Consider the following 25,679-nt stretch of genomic DNA (forward strand, 5'->3'; position numbering starts at 1 on the left):
TCTCCTACTCGTGTCTACTCGTGTCGCAGAGCGTCGATCGGGCGCAGCGCGGCGGCCCGGTTGGCGGGGTAGCTGCCGAAGAACAGGCCGATGGCCACGGCGATGGCGAAGGCGCCGAGCACCGACTCGGGGATGACCACCGGCTGGATCCCGACGATCTTGAAGTGCGAGCCGACCAGCCCGGCGAGGACGCCGAGTCCGGCGCCGACCACCGACAGCAGGGTGGACTCGGCGAGGAACTGGCCGAGGATCACGGCCCGCGGGGCGCCGAGCGCCTTGCGGATGCCGATCTCCTTGGTCCGCTCGGTGACGGTCACCAGCATGATGTTGGTGATGCCGATGCCGCCGACCAGCAGCGAGATCGCCGCCACCGCGCCCAGCAGCACGGTGAAGGTCTTGGTGGTGGACTCGCGGGCGGTGAGCAGCGAGGCCTGGTTGGAGATCCGGAAGTCGAGCTTGCTCGCGTCCTTGAGGGCGTGGGTGCCCATCAGGATCCGGGTGATGTCGGACTGCGCCTCGGTGGTGGTCTCCGCGGAGGAGGCCTGCACCAGGATCTGGTTGACCGAGCCGAAGCCGGTGAAGGCGTTCTGCACGGTCGGCAGCGGGGCGATCACCACGTCGTCCGGGTCGTTGAATCCGGTGGAGCCCTTGGCCTGCAGCACGCCGGTCACGGTGAACGGGGTGCCGCCGATGGTGATCTTCTTGCCGACCGGGTCCTCGGTGTCGAAGAGCTGCTTGGCGGTGGTGGAGCCGATCACCGCGACCTTGCGCGAGTTCAGCACGTCGTCGGCGGTGAAATAGTCGCCGTGCGCGACCTTCTGGTTGGCGGTCTCGAAGTACGCCGGGTAGGTGCCGACGATCGAGCCCACCTGGTACGAGATGTCGCCGTACAGCGCGGTGCCGCTGCTGGTGACCACCGGGGCGACCGACTTGATCGCGGGTGTGTCGGTGGCGCTCGCCAGCGCGCGGGCGTCGTCGACGGTGAGCTTCTTCGCCGCGGTCGCCGCCGCGCCGCGGGCGGCGGTGGAGGAGACCGTCAGCGAGTTGGTGCCGAGCGAGGTGATCGAGTCCTTCACGGCGACGGACGAGCCGTTGCCGACCGCGAGCAGCAGGATCACCGAGGCGACGCCGATCAGCACGCCGAGCATGGTGAGGGCGGAGCGGACCTTGTTGGCGACCAGGCCGCCGAAGGCGAAGCGGAGCATCTGCCAGGCGATCACGCGACCACCTCCACGGAGAGCGCGGGCGGCGGCCCGTCGACCTTCGCCTGCCGGACGTCGCTGGTGATCGCGCCGTCGACCAGCCGGACCACCCGCTTGGCGTGGGCGGCGACCTCGTCCTCGTGGGTGATCACCACGACGGTGCGGCCGGCCGCGTTGAGCCCGTCGATGATGGCGAGCACCTCCTCGGTGGAGCGGCTGTCCAGGTTGCCGGTGGGTTCGTCGGCGAGCAGCATCGCCGGTGCGGTGACCAGGGCCCGGGCCACCGCGACGCGCTGCTGCTGGCCGCCGGAGAGCTCGTTGGGCTTGTGTCCGGCCCGGTCGGCGAGGCCCACCAGGGAGAGCGCGGCCAGTGCCCGGCGGCGCCGCTCGGCGGCCCGCACGCCGGCGTAGGCGAGCGGCAGTTCGACCTGGGCGAGCGCGGTGGTGCGCGGCACCAGGTTGAAGGACTGGAAGACGAAGCCGATCTTGCGGTTGCGGACCAGCGAGAGCTGGCCCTCGTCCAGGTGACCGACGTCGATGCCGTCCAGCAGGTAGCGGCCCGCGGTGGGGACGTCCAGGCAGCCCAGGATGTTCATCAGGGTGGACTTGCCGGAGCCCGAACTGCCCATCACCGCCACGTAGTCGCCCTCCTCGATGTCCAGGGCGACACCGAGCGGGCTGCCGTCGGCGGCGGACGGGCCGCGCAGCGCGTGGACCGTGGCATCGCCGTGGCCGTAGGACTTGGTGACCCGGCGCAGCTGGATCACCGGGGGCTTGCCGGTCGCCATCAGCGGGTGCCTCCGGCGCCCGTGCCACCGCCGGTGCGCGCCCCGCCGCCCGCACCGCCGGCGCCGCCGACCGCGCCGCCGACACCGCCGCCCAGTCCGGGGAAGTTGCCGGACGGGAAGCCGTTGCCGGTGCCGGCCGTGGTGGTGGTCAGCTCGACCTTGTCACCCTCCTTGAGGCCCTCGGTGACCTGGACGGTGGAGTCGCCCTCGACACCGACGGTGACCTGGATCCGCTCGGTGGAGCCGTCCTCGTGCACCACGGTCGCGGTGCGGGTCGTGCCGGTGCCGGACAGCGCGGCGGACGGCAGCGACAGCGCGTTGTCCGCCTCGCCGGTGACCACCGAGACGGTCGCCGACAGGCCGGTGCGCAGCGTCGCGGTGTCACCGGTGATCTGCAGCGTCGCGCCGTACTGCACCGCGCCGTTGCTGCTGCTGGAGGGGAGCGAGCTGACCGACAGCACGGTGGCGTTGAGCTTGGTGTCGGACTGCGCGTTGAGCGTGACGGTGGCCGTCTGGCCCTTCTTCAGCTTCAGCGAGTCGAGCTCGGAGAAGTTGGCGGTGACCTGCATGCCGCTCGGGTTGGTCAGCACGATGAAGCCGGACGGCGCCGAGGAGGAGGAGCTGGTGGTCGACGACTTGGTGGTCGATCCGGTGCTGGATCCGCCGGTACTGCCGACGGTGTCGCCGACCTTGCCGGAGACCGAGGCGACCGTGCCGTCCGCGGTGGCGGTCAGCGTGGTGCCGGCCAGCGCGGTCTTGGCGTTGGCGAGGTTGGTCTCGGCGGTGTCCACCTGCTGCTGGGCCTGGGCGACCTGGGCGGAGTCCACCTTGGTGGTGGTCGTGGTGGAGGGCTGCGGGGTGGCCGCGGCGGTGGCGCCGGTGCGGCCGCCGGTGCCGCTGCTCGACTGGCCGCCGCTCACCTGGGTGGTGACGGTCTCGCCGGCCTCGGCCTTGTCCAGGTTGGCCTCGGCGGTGTTGAGCGCCGACTGGGCGGCGTTGACCTGCTGCTGGGCGGTGGTGGTGTCGACGGTGGCGAGCACCTGACCCTTCTTCACCGCGTCACCGACCGCCACCTTGACCGAGGTGACCTTGCCGCCGGTGGTGAAGTCCTGGGCGGTGTCGGACGGCGAGGCGAGCGTGCCGGATCCGGACACGGTGGCCAGGACCGTGCCCTTGGCCACCGTCGCGGTCCGCGTCCTGGTAGCACTCGCGGCCGTACTCGTACCGCTGTCCAGGGTGGTGTACGCGATCGCGGCGCCGCCCAGCAGGGCGACACCGAGCGCGGAGTTGACGAGGACGGCACCACGCCGTCGCGGGAGCACCTTCATGGCGGACAGCTTCGCCGGGGGCTCTTGCGTGCCCCTGGGCGGAACCTGGGAGAAAGCTGGGTCCGGCGATCCGGACAGACGGCCCATTTCGGCCTGCCGGGGTAGGGATCCGGTGCGGATCCCTACCCCGCCTTGGCCCAACGGTCAGGAACCTCCCAGGTTCTGCCGCCGAGATCTCAGTCGGTCAGCCGTCCGCCGAGGTGGTCCAGGTATGCCTGCATGTCGAAGTGCCCGTGCCCGGAGAGCGAGAACACGATGCTCTTCGCCTCGCCGCTCTCCCGGCACGCGAGCGCCTCGTCCACGGCCGCCCGCACCGCGTGCGTGGACTCCGGCGCCGGGACGATCCCCTCGCTGCGGGCGAAGGTCACCCCGGCGTCGAAGCAGGCGGTCTGCGGCACCGCGCGGGCCTCGACCAGGCCCAGCTCCTTGAGGTGGCTGACGATCGGCGACATGCCGTGGTAGCGCAGCCCGCCGGCGTGGATGGCCGGCGGCACGAACTCGTGCCCGAGGGTGTGCATCTTCACCAGCGGGGTCATCCCGGAGCTGTCGCCGAAGTCGTAGGCGTAGACGCCCTCGGTGAGCGTGGGGCAGGCGGTGGGCTCCACCGCGATCGCCCGCACCTGCCGCCCGCCGGCCAGCCCGCGGCGCAGGAAGGGCAGCGCCAGGCCGCCGAAGTTGGAGCCGCCGCCGGCCGCGCCGATCACGATGTCCGGGTAGTCGTCGGCCAGTTCGAACTGGAGCAGGGCCTCCTGGCCGATCACCGTCTGGTGCAGCAGCACGTGGTTGAGGACCGAGCCGAGCGCGTACTTGGCGGCGCCGCCGCTGGCCGCGACCGCCTCGACCGCCTCCGAGATGGCCAGCCCCAGGCTGCCGGGGGCCTGCGGGTCCCGCTCCAGCACCGCCCGGCCGACCGCGGTCAGCTCGCTCGGGCTGGCCGTCACCGAGGCGCCGAAGGTCTGCATCAGCGCCCGCCGGTAGGGCTTCTGGTCGTAGCTGACCCGGACCATGAAGACGTCGCAGTCCATCTCCAGGTAGGCGCAGGCCAGCGCCAGCGCGCTCCCCCACTGCCCGGCGCCGGTCTCGGTGACCAGCCGCCGCACCCCGGCCCGGTGGTTGTAGTAGGCCTGCGGGACGGCGGTGTTGAGCTTGTGCGAGCCGGTCGGGTTGACGCCCTCGTACTTGAAGTAGATCCGCGCCGGGGTGTCCAGCGTCCGCTCCAGGCGGCGGGCCCGGACCAGCGGGCTGGGCCGCCACTGCCGGTAGATGTCGATCACCGCACCGGGGATGTCCACCTCCCGCTCGGTGGCGAACTCCTGGGCGATCACCTCGGCCGGGAACAGCGGCGCCAGGTCCTCCGCCGTCACCGGCTCCTTCGTCCCCGGGTGGAGCATCGGCGGCACCGGCTGCGGCAGGTCCGGCAGCACGTTGTACCAGGTGGTCGGGATCCGGTCCTCGGGCAGCAGGTACTTCAGGGTGTCGGTCAACTCCGCTTCCTCCCACGGCAGGGGGCGACTGGGCCGCCGGGAGTCCTTCCCCCGACCGCCGGGGTCGAACTTTGACAACGGAAACGTGTCAATGGGGCCAGAACTGGTGTTGGACCGCGTCGAACAAGCGGTTCGATACTCGACGTCGCGGCCCGTCCGGCATCCCGGGGCCTCCCCCTCCCACCCCTTCCGTTCCAGGAGAACCGTGTTCCGCGGCTACCGAGCCCTCTTCGCCCCTCCGGGCGCGCTGCCCCTGACGCTGATCGCCCTGTTCGCCCGCTTCCCCGCCGGCATGTTCTCCCTCGCGGCGACCATGCTGGTCACCTCCCTGCACGGCTCGTACAGCCTCGCCGGACTCGGCGGCGCGGTCGTCCTGGTCACCATCGCGGCCACCGGCCCGCGCCAGGCCCGGCTGGTGGACCGCTACGGGCAGACCCGGGTCTCCGTGCCCGCCGCGGTGCTGGCCGCCCTCGGCAGCTGCGCCGTCCTGGCCGCCCTCACCACGCACGCGCCGACCTGGGCGTACCTGCTCGGCTGCGCGCTCAGCGGGGTCGGCCCCAACACCGGGTCGCTGGCCCGCGCCCGCTGGGCCCACCTGCACAAGGGCGACGAGCACACCCTGCACACCGCCTACGCCTACGAGGGCGTCGCCGACGAGATCTGCTTCATCCTGGGGCCGGTCGCCGTCATGGGCCTGGTCACCGCGTTCTCCCCGCTGACCGCCTACGCGGCGGCGAACGCGATCGCGCTGCTCGGCAGCCTCGCCCTCGCCACCCAGCGCCGCACCGAGCCGCCGCCCGCGCCCCCGGCGGCCGCCGCCGACAAGGCGTCCGCGCTGCGCAGCGGTGGGGTCGCGGCCCTGGTGCTGGTGCTGGTCGCGACCGGCGGCGTCTTCGGGACGATGGAGATCACCACCGTCGGCTTCGCCCAGGCCCACGGCCAGAAGACGGCGGCGAGCCTGGTGCTGTCCTGCTACGCGCTCGGCTCGTGCCTGTCCGGCATCGCCTTCGGCCTGTGGCGGCCGCGCGGCCGTGCCCTGACCCGGCTGCGCTGGGCGCTGGCCGCGATGGCCCTGTCGCTGACGCCGCTGGTGTTCGTGCGGACGCTGCCGCAGGTCGCCGCGGTGCTGTTCCTCGCGGGCTTCACCACGGCCCCGACGATGTCCACCGCGATGGGCATGGTCGGCGAACTGGTGCCGGAGGGGAAGCTCACCGAGGGCTTCACCTGGACGACGACCGGCCTGCTGGTCGGGATCTCGGCGGGGGTGGCGGCCGGCGGCTGGCTGGTCGACCACCTGGCCCCCGGCAGCGGCTACCGGGTGCCCGCGCTCGCCGCCCTGCTGGCCCTGGCGCTCTCGCTGCGCCTCGTCCCGGCCCGCCCGCAGGTCGCCGCACCCCCACTGGCCAGCAAAGTTTTGCAGTAACTTGCAGAAATGCATTGCTGGCGAAGGGCCGCCGCCGCTACGCTTCCCGCGTTCCGTGACTCCGGCACAAGGGGGATCCAGTGTCAACGGCACCCACCACCACGGCCTTGCCCGCTCCCGCCCTGGCGGGAGCCGAGCGCGCCCTGCCGGACGGCGGGGTACTCGACCTCTTCGAGGCCCGCGCGCAGGCGGCCCCCGACGCGATCGCCCTGGTCTGCCGGGGGGAGCGGCACACCTACGGCCGGCTCGACCGGGCCGCCGACGCCGCCGCCCGCCGGCTCGCCGCCGCGGGGGTCGGCCGGGGCACGACGGTCGCGGTCGCCACCACCCGCTCCGCGGCCTCCGTCGTCGCCATGGTCGCGGTGTGGAAGCTCGACGCCGTCGTCCTGCCCGTCGACCCACGGCACCCGGACGACCGGATCGCCTTCCTGCTGGACGACGCGGGGGCCGGGGCCGTACTGGCCGACGGGGCCTCGGCGCCGCGCTTCGGATCCTTCGGCCCGCCGGTGGTCCCCGTCACCGACGGGCTCCCCGAGGAGGCGGCCGATACGGCCGAACCGCTCGCCCCCCGGGGCCCGGTGACGGACCGGAGCCCGGCCTACCTCCTCTACACCTCCGGCTCGACCGGGCAGCCCAAGGGCGTCCGGGGCAGCCACCGCGCCCTGCTCAACGTCGTGCTCGAACTCGCCGACGCCCTGCGGACGACCCCGGAGAGCCGCTGGGCCACCCTGGCCCCCTGGACGTTCGACATCTCCCTCGGCGAGCTCTGGGTCCCGCTCGCCACCGGCGCCCGGCTGGTCGTCCCCACCGAGGAGGAACTCCGGGACGCCGCGGCCCTGGTCCGCCTGCTCGCCGCCGAGGGCGTCGACCGGATGCAGGCGGTGCCCGCGCAGTGGACGGCCCTGCTGGACGCCGGCTTCGACGGCCCGTCGACGCGGGCGATGACCGGCGGCGAGGCCCTCACGCCCGCCCTCGCCCAGCGGCTCCGGCCGCGCCTCGCCGACCTGGTCAACGGCTACGGCCCGACCGAGACGACGGTGCTCTCCACCCTGTGGCGGGTCCCCGCGGACCTCGCGGACGGCGCGGTGACGGCGATCGGCCGCCCGATCGCCAACACCCGGGCCTACCTCCTCGACGACCTGCGCCGGCCGGTGGCACCCGGCGAGCCGGGCGAGCTGTACCTGGCCGGCGCGGGCGTGACCCTGGGGTACCTGAACCGGCCCGCCCTGGACGCCGAGCGCTTCTCGGACGAGCCGGGCGTCCCCGGCTCCCGCTGCTACCGCACCGGCGACCGGTGCCGGATCGGCCCCGGCGGCGTGCTGGAGTACCTGGGCCGCGAGGACGGGCAGGTGAAGCTGCGCGGCCAGCGGATCGAACTCGGCGAGGTCGAGAGCCGGTTGGCCGAGCACCCGGGCCTCGGCGCCGCCGCGGCGACCGTGCACGAGGACACGCTGATCGCCTTCGTCGTCCCGGCCGCGCACGGGGAGTCCGCGCCGACCGGCGCCCAGGTCCGCGCCCACATGGCGGCGCTGGTCCCCGAGGCCCTGGTGCCCGGCGTCGTGGTGACGCTGGACCGGCTCCCGCTGACCGCCCACGACAAGGTGGACCGGGCCGCGCTGAGCGCGCTCGCGGCCGACCGCGCCGCACCCGCCGAGGCAGCAGAGCCGGGGGAGCCGCGGACGACCGCGGCCGGCTCGCTGGTCGACGAGGTCTGCGGCCTGTGCCAGGAGGTCCTGGGCGTCCCGCTGATCACCCCCGCGGACGACCTCTTCGCGCTCGGCGCGCACTCGCTGGCCATGATGCAGCTGGCCGCCAGGCTGGGCACCCTGACGGGGGTCGAGGTGCCGACCACCCTCATCTACGACGCCGAGACGGTCGCCGACCTGGTCGAGGAGCTCCGCGCGCTGCTCCCCGGGGCAGCGCGGTGAGACCCGACCACCTCCGACCGCACCACCTCGCCTTCCAGGCCGAGGCCCGGGCCTTCGTCGCCGCGGAGATCACCCCGCACTACGCCCGCTGGGAGGAGCAGGGGGCGGTCGACCCCTCCCTGTGGGCCGCGGCCGGCGCCGCCGGGCTGCTCGGCCTGGACGTCCCCCCGGCCTGGGGCGGCCGCGGGCTGACCGACCTGCGCCACCACTTCCTGCTCGACACCGAACTGGTCCGGGCCGGCGTGGCCGGGGTCGGCTTCGCGCTGCACAACGACGTCGTGGCCCCCTACCTGACCGACCTGACCGACGCCGCGCAGCGCGACCGGTGGCTGCCCGGGTTCTGCGCCGGCAGGCTCCGGGTCGCCATCGCGATGAGCGAGCCGGACTGCGGCAGCGACCTGCAGGCGATGCGCACCACCGCGGTCCGGGACGGCTCCCACTACGTGCTGAACGGCACCAAGACCTTCGTCAGCAACGGCAGCCACGCCGAGCTGGTCGTCGTCGCGGCGGTCACCGACCGGGCCCGGGTCCGGCGCGGGGGCGGCATCAGCCTCTTCGTCCTGGAGGGCGACCCGGCCGGCCTCGACCGGGGCAGGCCGATGCGCACGCTCGGGTCGCCGCTGACCGATGTCGTCGACCTCCACCTGGCCGACGTCCGGGTCCCGGCCGACCGGCTGCTCGGCCAGGAGGGCCGGGGGCTGGGCCAGTTGACCGGCAACCTGGCCCGGGAGCGGCTGAGCATCGCGGTGGCCGCGGTCGCGGGCGCCGAGGCGGTGTTCGCCGACACGCTGGAGCGGCGGGCCGCGGCGCCCCCGGGTCCGGACCCCCAGGCCGCCAGGTTCGTGCTCGCCGAGGTGGCCGCCGACCTGGAGGCGGCCCGCGCCTACCTCGACCGCTGCGTGCTCGACCTGGTCGAGGGCCTGCTGCCGCCCGCGGCGGCCGCCGTGGCCGCCGCGCAGGCGAAGTGGTGGACCACGGCCCTGCAGCAGCGGGTGGTCGACCGCTGCCTGCAACTGGTCTGCGAAGACGGACTTCCGCACGACAGCCGCGCCGCCCGCGCCTACCGGGAGACGCGGATGATGCCCATCTACGGCGGCACCAACGAGGTCATGAAGGAACTCGTCGGCCGTTCGCTGGGCCTCTGAGAACCTCTTGCACGGGAACAGGTCGAAACGGTGACGAAAATCCACGACGTACACGTCCTCGGTGACCGGACCGGGGACGCCGGGCTGACCTGGGGTCAGCAGTGCATCTGGGACGAGGCGGAGTCGTTCGCCCCCGACCACGCGCACTTCAACATGAGCCTCGTCCTCGACGTCCCGCCGGACGCGGAGCCGGCCGACGTCCTGCGGGTCCTGAAGGTCCTCCTGGAGGACCGCGAGTCCCTGCGGACGGTCTACCCGCGCTCCGCGTCGGGCCGGCCGTACCAGCACGTGCCCCCGGCCGCCCTGCTCCGGGTGGTCGAGCGGGACGCGGCCGGCGAGCGGGCCCGGGACGCCGCCGACGCGCTGGCGGCCGAGCTGCGGGGCGTTCCGTTCTCGCTGGACGAGTTCCCGGTCCGGGCGGGGATCGTCACCGGTGGCGGCCGGCCGCTCCACCTGGTGCTCGTCGTCTTCCACCTGGCCGCGGACGCCTGGGACATGGGCGGCCTCGCCGCCGAGGCCGAGCAGTTGCTGGGCTCGCGCGGGGCTCCGACGGGCCCGGAGGCCGAGCGGCGGCCGCACCCCCTGGACCAGGCCGCGTGGGAGGCGGGCCCCGAGGGGCAGGAGGTCTCCCGGCGGTCCGTCCGGTACTGGCGCAAGCAGCTCGCCGACTGGCCGTCCGACGTCTTCCGCGGGCGGGCGGCCGCGCCCGAGCCGCTGCGCTTCCACGAGGTGTACGTCGAGTCCGAGGCGATGGCGGTCGCGCTGTACGGCCTGGCGCGCGCCCTGCGGACGAGTCCGACCGCCGTGTTCATCGGCCTCGCCTCGACCGCGCTCGGCCGGCTCACCGGCGGGAGCCGGGCGCACTTTCTGCTGGGCTTCCACAACCGGGTCACCCTGGCCGAGACCAGGGCCACCGGGACGGTCGCGCAGGACGCGCCGATCACGGTCGACCTCGCCGGCGCGGACTTCGCGGCGGTGGTGCACCGGGCCGCCCGGGCCGCGATGTCCTCCTACGCGGCGGCCAAGTGGGACCCGGCCGAGGTGGCGGCGGCCGTCGCCGAGGTCGAGCGCGGGCGCGGCGAGCCCGTGGACCTCTCCTGCAACATCAACCTCAGGCTCGCCATGAACGGGGTCGACCACGGCCTCGCCGAGCGCGCCGGGCGGGCGACCCCCGACGAGCTCGCCGAGCTGCGCGCCCGGACCCGGATCAGCCAGGAGATCGGCACCGCCCGGGACCGCGCCGGCCGGAAGTTCTTCCTGCGGGTGGTGCACCACTCGTCCGACGCGGTCGAGGTGTCCCTGCGCGCCGACACGGCCGTGCTCTCCAGGAACGAGATCGTCGGGCACCTGATGGAGCTGGAGGAGGCCGCCGTACGGTGCTGGGCCGACGTCCGGGACGGCGCCCTCCCCCGCTGAGGGGGCGTGCCGCCCGGACCGCCGGCCGCCGGTCAGAACTCCTTGCGGAAGGCCTCGGCGGTGGCGAGGAACAGGTCGTTGCCCTCCACCTCGCCGATCGAGACCCGGACGCCCTCGCCGGGGAACGGGCGGACCACCACGCCGGCCTCGCCGCAGGCCGCGGCGAAGTCCAGGGTCCGCTCGCCGAGCCGCAGCCAGACGAAGTTGGCCTGCGAGTCGACCACGGTCCAGCCCTGGGCGGCGAGCGCGGCCGAGACCCGGGTGCGCTCGCCGACCAGCGCCTCGACCCGCTCGAACAGCGCGTCCTCGGCGCGCAGCGAGGCGACCGCCGCGTCCTGGGCGAGCTGGCTGACGCCGAACGGCACGGCGGTCTTGCGCAGCGCGGTGGCCACGTCCTCGTGCGCGACGGCGAAGCCGACCCGCAGGCCGGCCAGGCCGTACGCCTTGGAGAAGGTGCGCAGCACGCAGACGTTGGGGCGGTCGCGGTAGAGCTCGATGCCGTCCGGGACCTGCTCGTCGCGGATGAACTCGCGGTACGCCTCGTCCAGCACGACCAGGATGTGGCCGGGGACGGCGTCGAGGAAGCGGACCAGCTCCTCGCGGTGGATGGCCGCGCCGGTCGGGTTGTTCGGGTTGCAGACGAAGATCAGCCGGGTCCGGTCGGTGATCGCGGCCAGCATCGCGTCGAGGTCGTGGGCCTCGTCGGCGGTGAGCGGGACCGGGACCGGGGTCGCGCCGGCGACCTGGGTGATGATCGGGTAGGCCTCGAAGGAGCGCCAGGCGAAGATCACCTCGTCGCCCTCGCCGGCGGTGGAGAGCACCAGGGACTGGGCGACGCCGACCGAGCCGGGGCCGGTGGCGATGTGCTCGGCGGGGACGCCGAGGCGCTGGGCGAGCTCGGCGGTCAGGCCGGAGACCGCCATGTCCGGGTAGCGGTTGAAGCTGCCGGCCGCGGCGACGGCCGCCTCCAGCACGCCGGGCAGCGGCGGGTACGGGTTCTCGTTGGAGGACAGCTTGAAGGAGTCGGCGCCGGCGGGCTTTCCGGGCTTGTAGGTGGGGATGGCGTCCAGCGTCGGGCGCAGCCGGGGACCAAGCTCGCTCACGGGTCTCTCCGTTTCTCTTCCGTGCGAACGGTTCGTACCACCCCGGTCGGGTGCCTTGAACGATACCGATCGCCCTCACCCGTAGGGGTGAGATGCTCATCCGGGTTACGGGTGCAGATCAGCCATTCTGCCGGGTTCCGATGGCACATGTCAGAGGTAACTTGGCGGGAAAACCGCAGCTATCGAAGGGTGTCGGTCGGACCCGTTCACGGAGAAACGTATCTTCAGCGTTCTGTAGCGAACCGGTCACGGACCGCCGTCATGCGCCATACGATCGGTCCGCCATGACAGCAGCAGCCAACCAGAACGGTCGGCGACCCACCACCTCGCGGCGTCTGGAGCGGGCCGGCATCCGGGACGTGGCGGCGGCCGCCGGAGTGTCCATCACCACGGTCTCGGACGCCCTGAACGGCAAGGGACGCCTGCCCGACGAGACCAGAAGCAGGGTGCGGGAGGTCGCCGAGCGCCTCGGCTACCGCCCGTCCGCGGCCGCCCGCACCCTGCGTACCGGCCGGTCCGGCCTGATCGGACTGACCGTCACCACCTACGGCGAGGAGCCCTTCACCTTCACCGAGTTCGCCTACTTCGCCGAGATGGCCCGGGCCGCCACCAGCGCCGCGCTCAGCCGCGGCTACGCCCTGGTGGTGCTCCCCGCGTCCTCCCGGCACGACGTCTGGAGCAACATCGCCCTCGACGGCACCGTGGTGATCGACCCGCCCGACCAGGATCCGCTGGTCAGCGAGCTCTACCGGTCCGGCGTGCCGGTGGTCAGCGACGGCAAGCCGGGCAACTGCCCGGTCACCGCCTGGGTCGACAACGACCACGAGGCCGCGGTGCTCGGCATCCTGGAGCACCTGAGCGAGGCCGGCGCCCGCCGGATCGGCCTGCTCACCGGCACCTCCACCGACACCTACACCCGGCTGTCCACCGAGGCGTACCTCGGCTGGTGCGCCCGGGTCGGCCAGGAGCCGGTGTACGAGACCTACCCCGCGCACGACCCGGCCGCCGGGGCGGTGGCCGCCGACCGGCTGCTGGCCCGGCCGGACCGGCCGGACGCGGTGTACGGCCTGTTCGACCCGAACGGCACCGACCTGCTGGCCGCCGCCCGGCGGTACGGCCTGCGGGTGCCGGACGACCTGCTGCTGGTCTGCTGCAGCGAGAGCGACGTGTACGCCGGCACCGAGCCGCCGATCACCACCCTGTCGCTCAAGCCGCGCCGGATCGGCACCACGGTGGTCAACCTGCTGATCGACGCCATCGAGGGCGTCGACTCCGGCGCGACGGCGGGCACCGGCGCGGCACCCGCCGAGCCGGCCACCGGCGGGCGGCTCTTCCCGCCCCGCTTCCGGACCGCCGGCAGCGGGCCGCCGCCCGGCACGCTGATGCCCACCGAGCTGATCGTCCGGGCCTCCTCGCAACGCCGGCACCCGCGCACCACGGTCAGCCCGCCGCGCCCGCCGGGCGAGAGCTGACCCCCGTCCCCGCCCCGGCACCGCCCGGTCGCCCCTGTGGTCTGGACCATCTCAGACCGGGGCAGACCGGGCGAGCCGGGGCACCGCCCGACCGCCCGACTGACGGCCCGAAGGATTTGGATACCGACCAGGTGAGGACGGCGGGGAAGTGCTCTTCCTATGATGGTCGAATGACACCCGAGGACCTCTTCCGCGAACCTGAGCAGCCGCACTCAGGCACCCGCCCCCAGCAGGACCTCGACGTGCTCCCCTACGGCTCCTGGTTCGGCCCCGCCGAGCCGGCCGAGGCCGCGGCCGGGTACTCGTACGAGGAGACCCACTCCACCTACGGCGGCGCCAGCTACCTCGAGCAGCACTGGCCGCACCCGGCCGCGCAGTTCGACGAGCCCGCCGTCCAGGTGCCCGGCCACTGGGCGCCCACCGGCAGCAACGGCACCACCGGCAGCGACGGCCCCGCCGGCCCGCCGGTCGAGGAGCCGCAGCCCGAGGACCCGCCCACCCTGGAACTCGGCCCGCCCGTCCTCGACGTGCACTTCCCCTACCCGCAGCCCGAGCCCGGCGAGGGCCCCGGCCCGCTCTACGTCATCGGCGACGTCCACGGCTACCTGGACGACCTGCTCGCCGCCCTCCACCAGCAGGGCCTGATCGACGCCGAGGGCCACTGGTCGGCCGGCCGCTCCCGGGTCTGGTTCCTCGGCGACTTCACCGACCGCGGCCCGGACGGCATCGGCGTGATCGACCTGGTGATGCAGCTGGCCGCCGAGGCCGCCGCCGCCGGCGGGTACTGCCGCGCCCTGATGGGCAACCACGAGCTGCTCTTCCTCGGCGCCGCCAAGTACGGCGACGAGCCGGTGCAGTCCACCGCCGGCACCGCCTCCTTCCTCGCCGCCTGGCGGCTCAACGGCGGCCAGCAGCACGACCTGGAACGCCTGGAACCGCACCACATCAGCTGGCTCTCCCGGCTCCCCGCGATGGGCATCGAGGACGGCCACCTGCTGCTGCACTCCGACACCACCGCGTACCTCGAGTACGGCGAGACCATCGCCGACGTCAACGACGCCGTGCACACCGTGCTCGCCGACGAGGGCATCGACGAGCTGTGGGACTGCTTCCGCAAGTTCACCAAGCGCTTCGCCTTCCGCGGCCAGGCCGGCACCATGGCCGCGCAGGAGCTGCTCTCCACCTACGGCGGCTACCGGGTGGTGCACGGACACAGCCCGATCCCGTACCTGACCGGCACCGACCACCCCGACGACGGCGCCAAGCCGCACGTGCCCGGCCCGTACATCTACGCCGACGAACTGGCCATCGCGATGGACGGCGGCGTCACCATGAACGGCCGCCTGCTGGTCGCCCGGCTTCCGTTGAACTGAACAACTGTCGACAGCTGCAAGGGCGCTGACGGGACTGAAGTTCTGGAAACAGTCTGTCAGCGCCCTCCGGGGCACCCCTACCATCAAGGCACCGAGTCCACCTCCGCGCGACCTCGCGGAGGTGACCTTGCCGAACGGGGTACCCCACATGAGCAACGGCACGCACCTGCTCGCCGAGGACCGCCCGGACTTCACGCGGGTCCTCGACGACGCGCTGCGCGACACCACCGTCCAGCAGGCGCTGCGCGCCGACGGACACCACCTGACCGCCGAACAGCTGCACACCAAGGCGATGCTGCACGCCGAACCGATCGCCGCCGGCGCGGCCGAGGAGTACCGGCACTACCTGGCGCTGCGCACCGCGCTGGCCGACGCCCCGGCCTCCCACCCGGGCGGCGGGCTGACCGCCCGGCTGCGCTCGGAGGAGGGCGCCGGCTTCTTCCCGGTACTGACCGTGCTGGCGCCGATCCTCGCCTGGTCCGCGGCGCTCCTGCTGCTGCTGATCGGGTACGTGCTGCGCGGCGCCGCACCCGACCTGGTCCTCGGCCGGACCGTGCTCACCGCCGGCTGGGTCGCGCTCGCCGCCGGCGTCGCCGCCCTCACCGCCGGCGGCGTCGGCCTGGTCCTCACCGCCCTGCGGGACGGCTCCGCCACCCCGCGCGGCCAGGACCCGCAGCTGTACGCCGACCTCGCCGACGCCCGCCGCGCCTGGCACACCGCCCTGCGCGACCGGGCGATCCTGCCCTGGCTGCTGGCCAACCTCGACTCCGAACCCGCGCTCTCCCCGCTGCCCGGACAGCGGCCCGCGCCGCCCGACCTGCTCAGCCCCGGCTACAGCCGCGGCACCTACGCCAGCCCCGGCTTCACCAGCCCGGGCGTCGAAGGGCTGACCGACCCGCAGGGCCGCAGCCCCCGGCACGCCGAGTTCACCGGCCCCGGCTACACCCCGCCGGACTTCACCGGCCCCGACGAGGTCTGAGCCACCGCCCCGGAGGAGGTCCGCTCCAGGGCGAGGGCGGCGAGCAGCGCGGCGGCGTCCGGGAGCACCGCGTCGTCGAACCGGGCGTCCGGCGCGTGGTTGAACGGTGCGATCGCCGGGTCGCGGCCCGCCGGGCAGGCCCCGAGCAGCAGGTACGCGGCGGGCACCAGGGCGGCCAGCACCCCGAAGTCCTCGGAGCCCGCCAGCGGCCGGTCCAGTTCGAGCACCCGCCCGGCCCCGAACAGCCGCCCCGCCACCCCCGTCGCGAACGCCGTCTCCACCGGGTCGTTCACCGTCACCGGGTAGCCCGGCTCCACCTCGGTGTCCACCTCCAGCCCGTGCGCCGCGCCGATCCCCCGCACCAGCCGCACCGCCTCCGCCAGCACCCGCTCCCGGGCCGCCACCGAGAAGCTGCGCACCGTCGCCGCGAACTCCGCCCGCTCCGGGATCGCGTTGTCCACCGTGCCCGCGTGCAGACTCCCCACGGTCAGCACCACCGGGTCGAAGGCATCGATGCGCCGCGTCACCATCGACTGCAGGGCCAGCACCGCCTCGCACACCGCCGGGACCGGGTCCAGCGCCAGGTGCGGACTCGACCCGTGGCCACCGCGGCCGCGCAGCACCACCCGCAGGGTGTCGCACGCCGCCAGGACCGGCCCCGGCCGGGTCGTCACCAACCCGGCCGGCAGCTGGGCGGCCGCGACGTGCAGCGCGTACGCCGCCACCGACCCCTCCCCCGCCGCGTCCAACACGCCCTCCCGGACCATCAGTTCCGCCCCGCCGCCGTCCTCCTCGCCGGGCTGGAACATGAACACCACGCCGCCCGCCAGCTCCGCGCGGCGCGCCGCCAGCAGCCGGGCGGCGCCCACCAGCGCGGCGGCGTGCAGGTCGTGCCCGCAGACGTGCGCGGCCCCGGGCGTCCGCGAGGCGTACGGCAGGCCGGTGGCCTCGGTGACCGGCAGCGCGTCCAGGTCCGCCCGCAGCAGCACCACCGGGCCGGGCCGGCCGCCGCGCAGCACCGCGGTCACCGAGTCGAGCTCCCGCCCGGCGGTGACCTCCAGCCCCAGCCCGTCGAGCGCCGCCTCGACCGCGGCCCGGGTCGCGGGGAGGCGCAGGCCGAGCTCCGGCGCGCGGTGCAACACCCGCCGCAACGCCACCAGTTCGCCGCGGAGCGCCGCCGCCTCCGCCCGCAGCCCCGCCATCTGCTCCTCGCCACCTGCCACCCGCCCATCCTCCCCGCCCGGCCCGCCCCCGGAACGCGGAAACGCCGCCCCACCCTCCTCGGGGCGGGGCGGCGTCGGGTCCGCTGCGGTGAGGCTCAGCCGGCCTGGTTCGCACCGCCGGCCTCGGCCGGCTGCGCCGGAGCCTGCGGCTGGGCCTGGGCCGGAGCCTGGGCCTGGGCCGGCACCGGGGCCTGCGGGGCCTCCGGCTGCGGGAACGGCTGCTGGAACTGCACCGGCGGCTGGGCGGCGGCCTGGTTGCGGTTGGACAGCGAGCGCACGAAGTTGATGATCATCACGACCGGCAGAATGAACGCCTTGAAGAAGATGACGTACGTGCCGCCCTCGAAAATGAACCCGAGGTAAATGCCGTAGCCGACGAATCCGACACCGGCCACACCGTTGAAGATGCGCCACCCGTTGCTGAGACCGGAGTTGCCCATCGCGCCGATACCGGTCATCGCGATACCGCTGACGATCAGGAGGACGACGTACCAGGAGAAAAGCGGCTCGAGGCTGAAGTCGATGTTCACGAGGAATCCCAAACTGGACATAAGGTATGTATAAAGTTTGAAGTGCTCGCGTACAGTACCGGACCCCCACCCCCGGCGTCTCGCACAAATTCGCGAGCAGCCCTCCCACCGCCCCTTGACCCGGCGTCAGCCCCGGTTCCAGAACCCGGGGCGGTGACACCCTCGCCCTCGAAGCCGCCGCGGCCACCCGCGCCGCGCACCACGCCGTCGAACGCCTCCGCAGCCACGACAGCGAAGGCCGCGGCCTCAGCTCCGGCGCCCTGGACGTCCTGATCCGCCTCTCCGCCACCCCCGACGAGCTGGCCCAGCTCCGCCACCTCTGCCTCCGCCCGGTCGACAACCAGCGCCGCATCGAGCAGTACCTCACCCCCCGACGGCCAGTGACCTAGTACGGGAGCAGCACCGAGGTGTCGAGGGTGAATCCGAACGGCGCGGGGATGTGGATTGTCTCTCCGAAGTTCGCGTCCTCCCGCGTCCGGTAGCGGCCGTTCTCCGGCTCACCGAACAGCGTGACGGTCTTCTGCGCGGCGTCGACCAGCAGGTAGAGCGGAATCCTCATCAGCGGGTAGTCGCGGAGCTTCCCCACCCAGTCGTTCTCCGGGTTGGACGGCGACACGATCTCGACGGCAATGAGCGCCAGCTCAGCCGGCACCCTGTTCTCCGTGCTGGCCATGGCGTCTTCGGGGAGGTAGGTGAGATCCGGGTTTCGCAACTTCGCCACCTGCGGCGACGCCAGGTCCATGTTCCCCGTGGAGAGGTACTCGGCAGGAGCGTGCGCCTCGAACTGCCGGCGGACCACGGCGAGGTTCCGCTCGTGGATGGCGGAGGGCGACGCCTGCATGATGATGACGTCACCGGAGAACTCGATCTTGAAGTTCGACGGAGCGGCCCTGCGGAACTCCTCGATCAGCGCGAGGTGCTCGGGGTTCATCTGTCCTCCCGGAAGTACGTCCGGCCCCACGCTACCGGCTCGGCGCAGCTGAGCGACGGTACGCCGAGGCGCCGCCCCGGGAGCCCCCGCCCGCTCCCCGGAACAGCGCTGTCGGTGGGGCCGGAGTCAGTCCGCGAGCGGGAGGTGGACGCGGTTGCCCTGGGCGGCGCACTCCTCGGACTTGGCCCGCATACGGGCGAGGGCTTCCGTGTCGAAGTCGTCGGCGACGGCGCTGGAGCCGTCGCCGTGCTCGTCGCGGATCTTCTGGGAGATCTTCATGGACCGGAACTTCAACAGAGCCGCCATGGGCCGGCCCACCGACCGGCCACGACGGTCAGGTCCGAGTGCGGGTATTCGTACCGTTCAGACAGAGAGCGATATTGCGTACCGCAGCGGTGAGTTCCTCGATCACCCGGGCTGCCTGCTCCGCGTTGTGGAAAGCCGGACGGTCGGCCATGGCGAGATCGAGGGCTCCCGTGAGCCGAAGTACCGCGTCAACGTCCTCGGAGGAGGCGGAGGGCTGCACGGGGCCGGCGGAAGGCTCCGGATGCGACATGTAGCCGGAGGGCGGCTGGTGGGCGGAAGGGGCCTGGAACTCCGGCGGTGCGGGGGCAGCGGCAGGCAGGAGATTCACCTGGGGCGCCGAGAACATCGCATTCACCGCAGGGGTAAAACCGCTCGCCACCGGAGCGTCCTTGGCCGGCTTGGTGTAATCCGACGCGAGTCTCGTCCGCGGCAGGGTGAAGCTCTCTCCGTCCGGGAACAACAGGTCGGGAGCCGAGTGGGGCTTGCGCACGGTGTACTCGGCCCGCCACTGCTTGCGGTAGCAGTCGACCTGGTCGGCGCAGGCGGTGCGGGCGTGGAAGACCGCGCTGTCGTGGCCCAGTTCGGGGTACCAGAGGTTCGGGCCGGGAAAGCGCACCGTCCGCACCCGGGGCTTGATGAGCTCCGCACAGCCCATGCAGCAGTCGGGCGGAACGATGAGAGCGACACCTCGGTTGTGCTCGGCCGACCGGGGGCCACCGTCCCAGCGGTACTCCCCGTTGTGGCAGGGCGGCAGTTCACCGCAGGTGCGGCAGACGGCGTAGTGCTCCGGGAGGACCTGCCAGTCATGGCTGGCCGGCGCGCACCAGTGTTTCGGAGTCGACCTGGGGAGGTTCTCGTTGCGCAGGACCAGGATCACGGGGCGCTTGTAGAAGTTGGCCCGCTCGGGAGGCAGCGTGGTCGCCTCTCCACTCGCACCGTGGAGGTTCTCGGCGTGCCTCCACAACTCAACGTGCTCACGCCAGGCTTTCCGGTAGGACTCGGGCCACTCGCGGTCGGGGTACTCGTGGATCTCCAGAAGGTGCCAGGGCTGCCGGTCCAGGACAACGGTCTGACCCACCCGCAGGCGGAGGTACGTTCCTTCGTCGCTGTGCTCGGGCCAGTCGGTACGGCCGATGCGGACAGGCTGTTCGGGGAGCCATTCAGGAACACGCATGATCTACGCTCCTCGACATCGGGACAACCAGGCCGCCACATGGATAGTTCTTGACATTCTGAAGCATTTCGGACGCGTGACGACTCTGACACGCACGTGAACTGACCATGGACGCCATACAGCTCAACACCCGCCGAAGTCCCCACCGCTGGAGGCTGCTCTCGTGGGACGCACTCGGGCAAACGAACCGGGCCACTCGTGGCTCCTCGAAACCCACAGACCGTGGGGTGTGCCGGATTCCCGGACAAGAACCCCAATCCGGCAGTCGAACATGACGCCCCGGCAGTCCGACGACTTCAGCCCCAACGAGCACATCCGTGGATATCGCCTGCCGACATGCCCTATGAAGCATCATCGGGCAGAGGATCACGCTCCTTGAACGGTCCGTCCGAGCGTCCGCTCGCCGAGGCAGGCCTGTGACAAATCCATCCGATCGAGAACTGTGGGACGCTGTCGTTTCTGCTCGCCGCGAGCTCAACCGCGTGCAGGCCGAGTTCTGCCAGAACGCCACCGACTCCACAGGTGTCCTACGAGATGCGCTCCGCGAGCGCGGCTGGGGCCGGACCACGGCTCTGCGCTACCTGGACGGGCTCTCCCGGGACACCCTGGATCTCCTGCCGGAGCTGGTGACTCTGACCGTCTCCGACCGAACCCATCGATGGGCCGTCGAGGCGATCGACCTGCGGGAGATCGTCCAGGACCAGCAAGCCCCCGGAGAAACCTCGTCGGCCGCCAACGTCTGACAGGCCGAGCGCCGCGCCGGGAAGCCCCCTCCTGCCTCCCGGTGCGGCGCCGCTGCGAGCCGTGCTGTCAGTCAGCCAGCGGCAAGTAGACGCGGTTGCCCTGGGCGGCGAACTCCTCGGACTTGGCCTGCATGCCGGCGAGGGCTTCCGCGTCGAAGTCGCTGGCGACGGCGCTGGAGCCGTCGCCGTGCTCGTCGCGGATCTTCTGGGAGATCTTCATCGAGCAGAACTTGGGCCCGCACATGGAGCAGAAGTGCGCGGTCTTGGCCGGTTCGGCGGGAAGGGTCTCGTCGTGGAAGGCGCGGGCGGTCTCCGGGTCGAGGGCCAGGTTGAACTGGTCCTCCCAGCGGAATTCGAAGCGGGCGTCGGAGAGGGCGTCGTCCCAGTCGCTGGCGCCGGGGTGACCCTTGGCGAGGTCGGCGGCGTGGGCGGCGATCTTGTAGGTGATGACGCCGGTCTTGACGTCGTCCCGGTTCGGCAGGCCCAGGTGCTCCTTGGGCGTGACGTAGCAGAGCATCGCCGTGCCCCACCAGGCGATCATCGCCGCGCCGATGCCGGAGGTGATGTGGTCGTAGCCGGGGGCGACGTCGGTGGTGAGCGGGCCGAGGGTGTAGAACGGCGCCTCGTCGCAGATCTCCTTCTGGAGATCCATGTTCTCCTTGATCTTGTTCATCGCGACGTGGCCAGGGCCCTCGATCATCACCTGGACGTCCCGGTCGCGGGCGATCCGGCCGAGTTCCCCGAGCGTCTGCAGCTCGGCGAACTGGGCCTCGTCGTTGGCGTCCGCGGTGGAGCCGGGCCGCAGGCCGTCACCGAGCGAGAAGGTGACGTCGTACGCCGCGAGGATGTCGCAGAGCTCCTCGAAGTTGGTGTAGAGGAAGTTCTCCTGGTGGTGCGCGAGGCACCAGGCGGCCATGATCGAGCCGCCGCGGGAGACGATGCCGGTCTTGCGACGGGCCGTCAGCGGGACGTACCGCAGCAGCACGCCGGCGTGCACGGTCATGTAGTCGACGCCCTGCTCGCACTGCTCGATGACGGTGTCCCGGTAGACCTCCCAGGACAGTTCCTCGGCCTTGCCGTCGACCTTCTCCAGGGCCTGGTAGAGCGGCACGGTGCCGATCGGCACGGGGGAGTTGCGCAGGATCCACTCGCGGGTGGTGTGGATGTTGCGGCCGGTGGAGAGGTCCATGACCGTGTCGGCGCCCCAGCGGGTGGCCCAGGTCATCTTCTCGACCTCCTCCTCGATGGAGGAGGTGACGGCCGAGTTCCCGATGTTGGCGTTGATCTTCACCAGGAAGTTGGTGCCGATGATGGCCGGCTCGACCTCGGGGTGGTTCACGTTCAGCGGGATCACCGCGCGGCCGCGGGCCACCTCGGAGCGGACGTACTCCGCCTCCATGCCCTCCCGGAGCGCGATGAACTCCATCTCGGGGGTGATGATCCCCCGCTTGGCGTAGGCGAGTTGGCTGACGGCGGCACCGTCGCGGCCGCGCAGCGGGCGGCGCGGGCGGCCGGGGAAGACGGCGTCCAGGTTGCGCAGGTTGCCGCCGCGCGGGGCGGTGTGCTTGATGCCGTCGTCCTCGGGACGGGGCTCGCGGCCCTCGTACTCCTCGACGTCGCCGCGCTGGCGGATCCACGGGTCGCGCAGCGCGGGCAGTCCGCGCCGTACGTCGGGCTCGTAGGCGGGGTCGGTGTACGGGCCGGAGGTGTCGTACAGCGGCACCGAGCGGCCGTTGGTCAGCAGCACTTCACGGTAGGGGACCCGCAGGTCCGGGCGGCTGCCCTCGCGGTACGCCTTGCGCCACGCGGGGGTCGGGTAGCCGGTCGCGGCGCTGCTGACAGCGGACTGGGCAGACTGCGGCTGTGCATCGAACGTGGTCATCTGACCTCTACTCCCTACGCCGGCATTACCCGGTCAGGTTCCTGCGGTCGACGCAGCGGTCGACACGTCCGTCGACGTGCCGTTCAGCGTCCTCTCAGCCCGGTGCTCCGAGCTCCCGTGTCCTGCGAGCGCAGGACGCCTGACACCGTAGCCGGAGGTTCCCGCCGAGGTCCAGGCAGCGTTTCAGCCACCGGACACCCCCGCGCGCCGCGGCCCCCGGTGGCGCTCAACAACCCCGGGAGTGTGTATCGTCCACGCGCGCAACACGGTTCGCCCACTCACCACCGGCGGGCCGCATGCCCGTTTCCGTCAGATCCTGGGGGGATCCACCCATGCGTTCCATCCGTCTGCCGGCCGTCTCGACGGCCCTGGCGACCGCGGTGCTCGGCCTGGGCGCCGGTGCCGCGTCCGCGACGGCGGCACCGAAGCTGCCGTGCTTCGGCGGCATCCAGCACCACCCCGAGCTCACCACCGGCTGGCCGGGCTTCCCGGCGCAGCTGGTCAAGGGCGGTCCGGCCGTCGAGTCGACCGTGACGTTCAAGAACACCGCGGGGCGCGAGGTCAAGGACTTCCGGATCTCGCTGTACGTCGCCTACCTGCACGCCCCGCTGCCGGCCGGCTCGTTCGCGGTCGAGCTCAAGGCTCCGGGCGGTGACTGGAAGAAGGTCGACTTCGGCACCGGCGACTTCTCCTCCATCATCAACTCCGGGATGTACCAGCTGCCGAAGGACGCCACGCTGACGCTGGGGCTGCGCATCGCGGCCACCTCCGCGGCGCCGGTCGGCAACTACCAGACCACGGAGAGCGGCGGGTCGGCGGTCCTGGACGAGGACACCGACACCTTCCTCACGGAGGCGTCCGCGCAGCAGCCCGCCGCCAAGCAGGACGGCACCGGCGTCTGCACGCAGTACGTGGGCTACGGCACCCACGACTTCGCCGTGGTCGACAGCGCCTCGACGGCGACCGCGACGCCCACCCGCACGGCGACGGCCACCGCCGGCGCGCCGACCACCCCGGCCGCCACCCCGACCACGGCGGCCCCGACCACGGCCGCCGGGACCACGCAGGCCGCCCGCCGGGGCGCCGAGCTCGCCGAGACCGGCGCGAGCAGCACCGTGCCGGTCGCGGTCGGCGGCGCCACCGCCCTGGTCCTCGGCGGCGGCATCCTGGTGGCGCTGCGCCGCCGCCGGGGCTCGCACAGCTGATCCGCCGGTTCCCCCGATGCCCGTCCCGGCCGAGCCGGGGCGGGCATCGGGCGTTCCCGGCCGCGACGGGGGCGGGCAGACTGGGCGGATGGTCGGTGCGACGGGACGGGTGACCGGGCGGGTCGGGGCGGGGCTGGTGGGGGAGGTGATGGTGCACGTGGCCGAACGGCAGGGGTCGGAGGCGTTCCTGGCGTACCTGGCGGTGCCGGGGGAGGCGTTGGAGCGGGGGTGTCAGGTGGTGGTGGTCGAGTACCAGCCGCCGCGCACCGTGTACGTGGTTCCGCTTTGACGGAACCTTGACGCTTCCGGGACGGATTCCGTACGCACGGCTCTTCCCCGGCGATCTCGGCAGGCGCAGAATCTCCCGTTGCCACCGTGTTCCGCGCCATCCTGCACAACCGAGCGCAGCCACGGAACCGGTGTGCTCGAAGGGGGAGTCAGCCGATGGTCATCGGCATCGCGGGCGCCGTCGTGGCGTCCATCATCGTCCTGATCGTGCTGTTCAAGCTCATGTGGCGGGTCGCCGAGCCGAACGAGGCACTGATCATCTCGGGGTCCAAGCACGGTGAGGGGCTGGGCTTCCGGACCGTCACCGGCCGGGGCACGATGGTGCTGCCCGGCATCCAGGTGGTGCGCCGGCTGTCGCTCGACCTGAACGAGGCCGAGCTGGACGTCGAGTGCGTGACGAAGCAGGGAATCCCGGTCCACGTCAAGGGCGTCGTGATCTTCAAGGTGGGCGACGACCCGGTGTCGATCGCCAACGCGGCCCGCCGTTTCCTGGACCAGCAGAAGGCGATGGGGCAGCGCGTGCACAACGTGTTCGCCGGTCATCTGCGGTCCATCGTCGGCGGGTTGACGGTCGAGGACATGATCCGCGACCGCGAGCGGATGACCGGGGAGACCCGGGCCGCGTCCGGGTCGGAGATGGAGAAGCTCGGCCTGATCATCGACTCGCTGCAGATCCAGGAGATCCTGGACCCGACCGGCTACATCGAGAACCTGGCCGCGCCGCACGCCGCGGCGGTCCACCGGGACGCCCGCATCGCGGCCGCGGAGGCGGACCGGGCGGCCACCGAGGCGGAGCAGGAGGCGGCCGCCCGCAAGGCCGAGGCGACTCGCAACTCCGGTATTCAGCAGGCCGGTTACCAGGCAGAGCTGGACACCGCGGCGGCCCGTGCGCAGCAGGCGGGTCCGCTCGCCCAGGCGGCGTCCCGGCAGGAGGTCGTGGTCCAGGAGACCAAGGTCGCCGAACTGGAGGCGCACCGCAGGGAGCAGCAGCTGCAGGCGGACGTCCGCAAGCCGGCCGACGCCCGGGCGTACGAGACCCGGACGAAGGCGGTGGCCGACCGTGACGCGCGGATCTCGGCGGCGGAGGCGCTGGCCCGGGAGACCGAGCTGAAGACCGCGGCGGAGGCGAACCGGGTGAAGGTCGCGGCGACCGCGGAGGCGGAGGCGACCCGCGCCCGGGGTCTGGCCTCGGCGGAGGCGACCCGGGCGACCGGTGAGGCGGAGGCCGCGGCGGCGGAGGCGCGCGGTCTGGCGCAGGCCGAGGCGGCGCGGGCGCTGGGTCTGGCCGAGGCGGAGGCGATCAAGGCCCGGGCGGCCGCGCTGGCGGAGAACCAGGAGGCGGTGGTCGCGCAGCAGTTGGCGGAGAACTGGCCGCAGATCGTGAAGGCCGGCGCCGAGGCGTTCGGCAACGTCGAGCACATGGTGCTGCTGAACGGCGCGGACGGCATGGCGGACATGTTCGCCAAGGCGCTGACCATGGGCGGCACCGGCCTCGGGCTGGCCCGTCAGTTGCTGGCCACCATGGGGACGGACGGGGCGAAAGCCGAGCCGTCGGCGACCGGGAAGCCGCCGGTCGCCCAGGTGATCCCCGTGCAGCAGGATCAGGCGCGTTCCTGAACGCCGGTGCGGCGGGTGCCGGGATCCTGGTGGCCCTGCGCCGCCGCCGGGGCTCGCACAGCTGATCCCCCGGCCTCTGCGCGAAGGGCGCCCGCACACCTGGTGTGCGGGCGCCCTTCGCGTACCGGTGAGGGCCGGT

At 72.8% G+C, this 25,679-nt stretch carries 22 protein-coding genes and 1 riboswitch; of the genes, 11 read left to right on the forward strand and 11 right to left on the reverse strand.

Annotated elements, in window-relative coordinates; translation table 11 throughout:
- Positions 1–14 precede the first annotated feature (14 nt).
- From ACGFX4_RS08735 to ACGFX4_RS08750, 4 genes are all read right to left on the reverse strand, one after another.
- Complete coding sequence (locus tag ACGFX4_RS08735) at positions 15–1,220, reverse strand: ABC transporter permease (RefSeq protein ID WP_393071263.1); 1,206 nt, start codon at positions 1,218–1,220, stop codon at positions 15–17.
- Positions 1,217–1,990 carry an ABC transporter ATP-binding protein gene (locus ACGFX4_RS08740; protein ID WP_393071264.1) on the reverse strand — a complete coding sequence of 258 codons (774 nt, stop codon included), beginning with the start codon at positions 1,988–1,990 and terminating at the stop codon, positions 1,217–1,219. Before ACGFX4_RS08740 ends, ACGFX4_RS08735 begins: the two co-directional genes overlap by 4 nt.
- Positions 1,990–3,318, reverse strand: a complete 1,329-nt coding sequence (locus ACGFX4_RS08745; protein WP_393071265.1) for an efflux RND transporter periplasmic adaptor subunit — start codon at positions 3,316–3,318, stop codon at positions 1,990–1,992. The genes ACGFX4_RS08740 and ACGFX4_RS08745 overlap by 1 nt, the downstream gene beginning before the upstream one ends.
- A gap of 176 nt (positions 3,319–3,494) precedes the next feature.
- Positions 3,495–4,802, reverse strand: coding sequence for a TrpB-like pyridoxal phosphate-dependent enzyme (locus tag ACGFX4_RS08750; RefSeq protein ID WP_393071266.1), 1,308 nt, complete (start codon positions 4,800–4,802; stop codon positions 3,495–3,497).
- A 205-nt stretch (positions 4,803–5,007) separates the two neighbouring features.
- Here ACGFX4_RS08750 and ACGFX4_RS08755 point away from each other — a divergent pair, with 205 nt between their 5' ends.
- The 4 genes from ACGFX4_RS08755 to ACGFX4_RS08770 all read left to right on the forward strand — a co-directional run bounded on the left by ACGFX4_RS08755 (position 5,008) and on the right by ACGFX4_RS08770 (position 10,714).
- On the forward strand, positions 5,008–6,225 hold the full coding sequence (locus ACGFX4_RS08755; protein WP_393071267.1) for an MFS transporter: 1,218 nt from the start codon (positions 5,008–5,010) through the stop codon (positions 6,223–6,225).
- A gap of 107 nt (positions 6,226–6,332) precedes the next feature.
- Positions 6,333–8,153, forward strand: a complete 1,821-nt coding sequence (locus ACGFX4_RS08760) for an amino acid adenylation domain-containing protein (RefSeq protein WP_393071268.1) — start codon at positions 6,333–6,335, stop codon at positions 8,151–8,153.
- Positions 8,150–9,298 (forward strand): acyl-CoA dehydrogenase family protein, encoded by a 1,149-nt coding sequence (locus ACGFX4_RS08765; RefSeq protein ID WP_393071269.1) that lies wholly within the window; start codon positions 8,150–8,152, stop codon positions 9,296–9,298. The genes ACGFX4_RS08760 and ACGFX4_RS08765 overlap by 4 nt, the downstream gene beginning before the upstream one ends.
- Before the next feature lie 30 nt (positions 9,299–9,328).
- Complete coding sequence (locus tag ACGFX4_RS08770; protein WP_393071270.1) at positions 9,329–10,714, forward strand: condensation domain-containing protein; 1,386 nt, start codon at positions 9,329–9,331, stop codon at positions 10,712–10,714.
- A 32-nt stretch (positions 10,715–10,746) separates the two neighbouring features.
- On the opposite strand, the gene hisC is transcribed toward ACGFX4_RS08770, so the two are convergent.
- Positions 10,747–11,817 (reverse strand): histidinol-phosphate transaminase, encoded by a 1,071-nt coding sequence (gene hisC, locus ACGFX4_RS08775; RefSeq protein WP_393071271.1) that lies wholly within the window; start codon positions 11,815–11,817, stop codon positions 10,747–10,749.
- A gap of 284 nt (positions 11,818–12,101) precedes the next feature.
- Between hisC and ACGFX4_RS08780 the strand changes: the two genes are divergently transcribed.
- From ACGFX4_RS08780 to ACGFX4_RS08790, 3 genes are all read left to right on the forward strand, one after another.
- Positions 12,102–13,289, forward strand: coding sequence for a LacI family DNA-binding transcriptional regulator (locus ACGFX4_RS08780; RefSeq protein ID WP_393071272.1), 1,188 nt, complete (start codon positions 12,102–12,104; stop codon positions 13,287–13,289).
- 170 nt (positions 13,290–13,459) lie between these two features.
- Positions 13,460–14,662: a metallophosphoesterase gene (locus tag ACGFX4_RS08785; RefSeq protein ID WP_393071273.1), complete on the forward strand. Its 1,203-nt coding sequence runs from the start codon at positions 13,460–13,462 to the stop codon at positions 14,660–14,662.
- A gap of 148 nt (positions 14,663–14,810) precedes the next feature.
- Entirely contained in the window at positions 14,811–15,641 is an 831-nt protein-coding gene (locus tag ACGFX4_RS08790; RefSeq protein WP_393071274.1) for a hypothetical protein, read from the forward strand.
- On the opposite strand, the gene ACGFX4_RS08795 is transcribed toward ACGFX4_RS08790, so the two are convergent.
- The 5 genes from ACGFX4_RS08795 to ACGFX4_RS08815 all read right to left on the reverse strand — a co-directional run bounded on the left by ACGFX4_RS08795 (position 15,602) and on the right by ACGFX4_RS08815 (position 19,805).
- Complete coding sequence (locus ACGFX4_RS08795; protein WP_393071330.1) at positions 15,602–16,843, reverse strand: M20 family metallopeptidase; 1,242 nt, start codon at positions 16,841–16,843, stop codon at positions 15,602–15,604. The genes ACGFX4_RS08790 and ACGFX4_RS08795 overlap by 40 nt on opposite strands.
- A gap of 116 nt (positions 16,844–16,959) precedes the next feature.
- Entirely contained in the window at positions 16,960–17,394 is a 435-nt protein-coding gene (locus ACGFX4_RS08800) for a hypothetical protein (protein WP_393071275.1), read from the reverse strand.
- Between the two features lie 385 nt (positions 17,395–17,779).
- Positions 17,780–18,325: a Uma2 family endonuclease gene (locus ACGFX4_RS08805; protein WP_393071276.1), complete on the reverse strand. Its 546-nt coding sequence runs from the start codon at positions 18,323–18,325 to the stop codon at positions 17,780–17,782.
- A gap of 126 nt (positions 18,326–18,451) precedes the next feature.
- Positions 18,452–18,604 (reverse strand): thiamine biosynthesis protein ThiC, encoded by a 153-nt coding sequence (locus ACGFX4_RS08810; RefSeq protein WP_393071277.1) that lies wholly within the window; start codon positions 18,602–18,604, stop codon positions 18,452–18,454.
- Positions 18,605–18,659: 55 nt separating this feature from the next.
- Positions 18,660–19,805: a hypothetical protein gene (locus ACGFX4_RS08815; RefSeq protein ID WP_393071278.1), complete on the reverse strand. Its 1,146-nt coding sequence runs from the start codon at positions 19,803–19,805 to the stop codon at positions 18,660–18,662.
- A 482-nt stretch (positions 19,806–20,287) separates the two neighbouring features.
- Here ACGFX4_RS08815 and ACGFX4_RS08820 point away from each other — a divergent pair, with 482 nt between their 5' ends.
- Positions 20,288–20,548, forward strand: a complete 261-nt coding sequence (locus tag ACGFX4_RS08820) for a hypothetical protein (RefSeq protein ID WP_393071279.1) — start codon at positions 20,288–20,290, stop codon at positions 20,546–20,548.
- Positions 20,549–20,615: 67 nt separating this feature from the next.
- Here ACGFX4_RS08820 and thiC read toward each other — a convergent pair whose 3' ends face one another.
- The gene (gene thiC / locus ACGFX4_RS08825) at positions 20,616–22,430 is read right to left on the reverse strand and encodes a phosphomethylpyrimidine synthase ThiC (RefSeq protein WP_393071280.1); all 1,815 of its coding nucleotides are present in this window, start codon (positions 22,428–22,430) and stop codon (positions 20,616–20,618) included.
- A riboswitch (TPP riboswitch) is annotated at positions 22,425–22,559 on the reverse strand. Its footprint overlaps the gene before it by 6 nt.
- Before the next feature lie 203 nt (positions 22,560–22,762).
- On the opposite strand from thiC, the gene ACGFX4_RS08830 reads away from it, so the two are divergent.
- The 3 genes from ACGFX4_RS08830 (at position 22,763) to ACGFX4_RS08840 (ending at position 25,540) form a co-directional block, all read left to right on the forward strand.
- On the forward strand, positions 22,763–23,635 hold the full coding sequence (locus ACGFX4_RS08830; protein WP_393071281.1) for an LAETG motif-containing sortase-dependent surface protein: 873 nt from the start codon (positions 22,763–22,765) through the stop codon (positions 23,633–23,635).
- Between the two features lie 88 nt (positions 23,636–23,723).
- Positions 23,724–23,924 (forward strand): hypothetical protein, encoded by a 201-nt coding sequence (locus ACGFX4_RS08835; RefSeq protein WP_393071282.1) that lies wholly within the window; start codon positions 23,724–23,726, stop codon positions 23,922–23,924.
- A 155-nt stretch (positions 23,925–24,079) separates the two neighbouring features.
- Positions 24,080–25,540 (forward strand): SPFH domain-containing protein, encoded by a 1,461-nt coding sequence (locus tag ACGFX4_RS08840; protein WP_393071283.1) that lies wholly within the window; start codon positions 24,080–24,082, stop codon positions 25,538–25,540.
- Positions 25,541–25,679: the final 139 nt, after the last annotated feature.

The organism is Kitasatospora sp. NPDC048365 (assembly GCF_043200835.1).
In the GTDB taxonomy this organism is placed as follows: Bacteria; Actinomycetota; Actinomycetes; order Streptomycetales; family Streptomycetaceae; genus Kitasatospora; species Kitasatospora terrestris.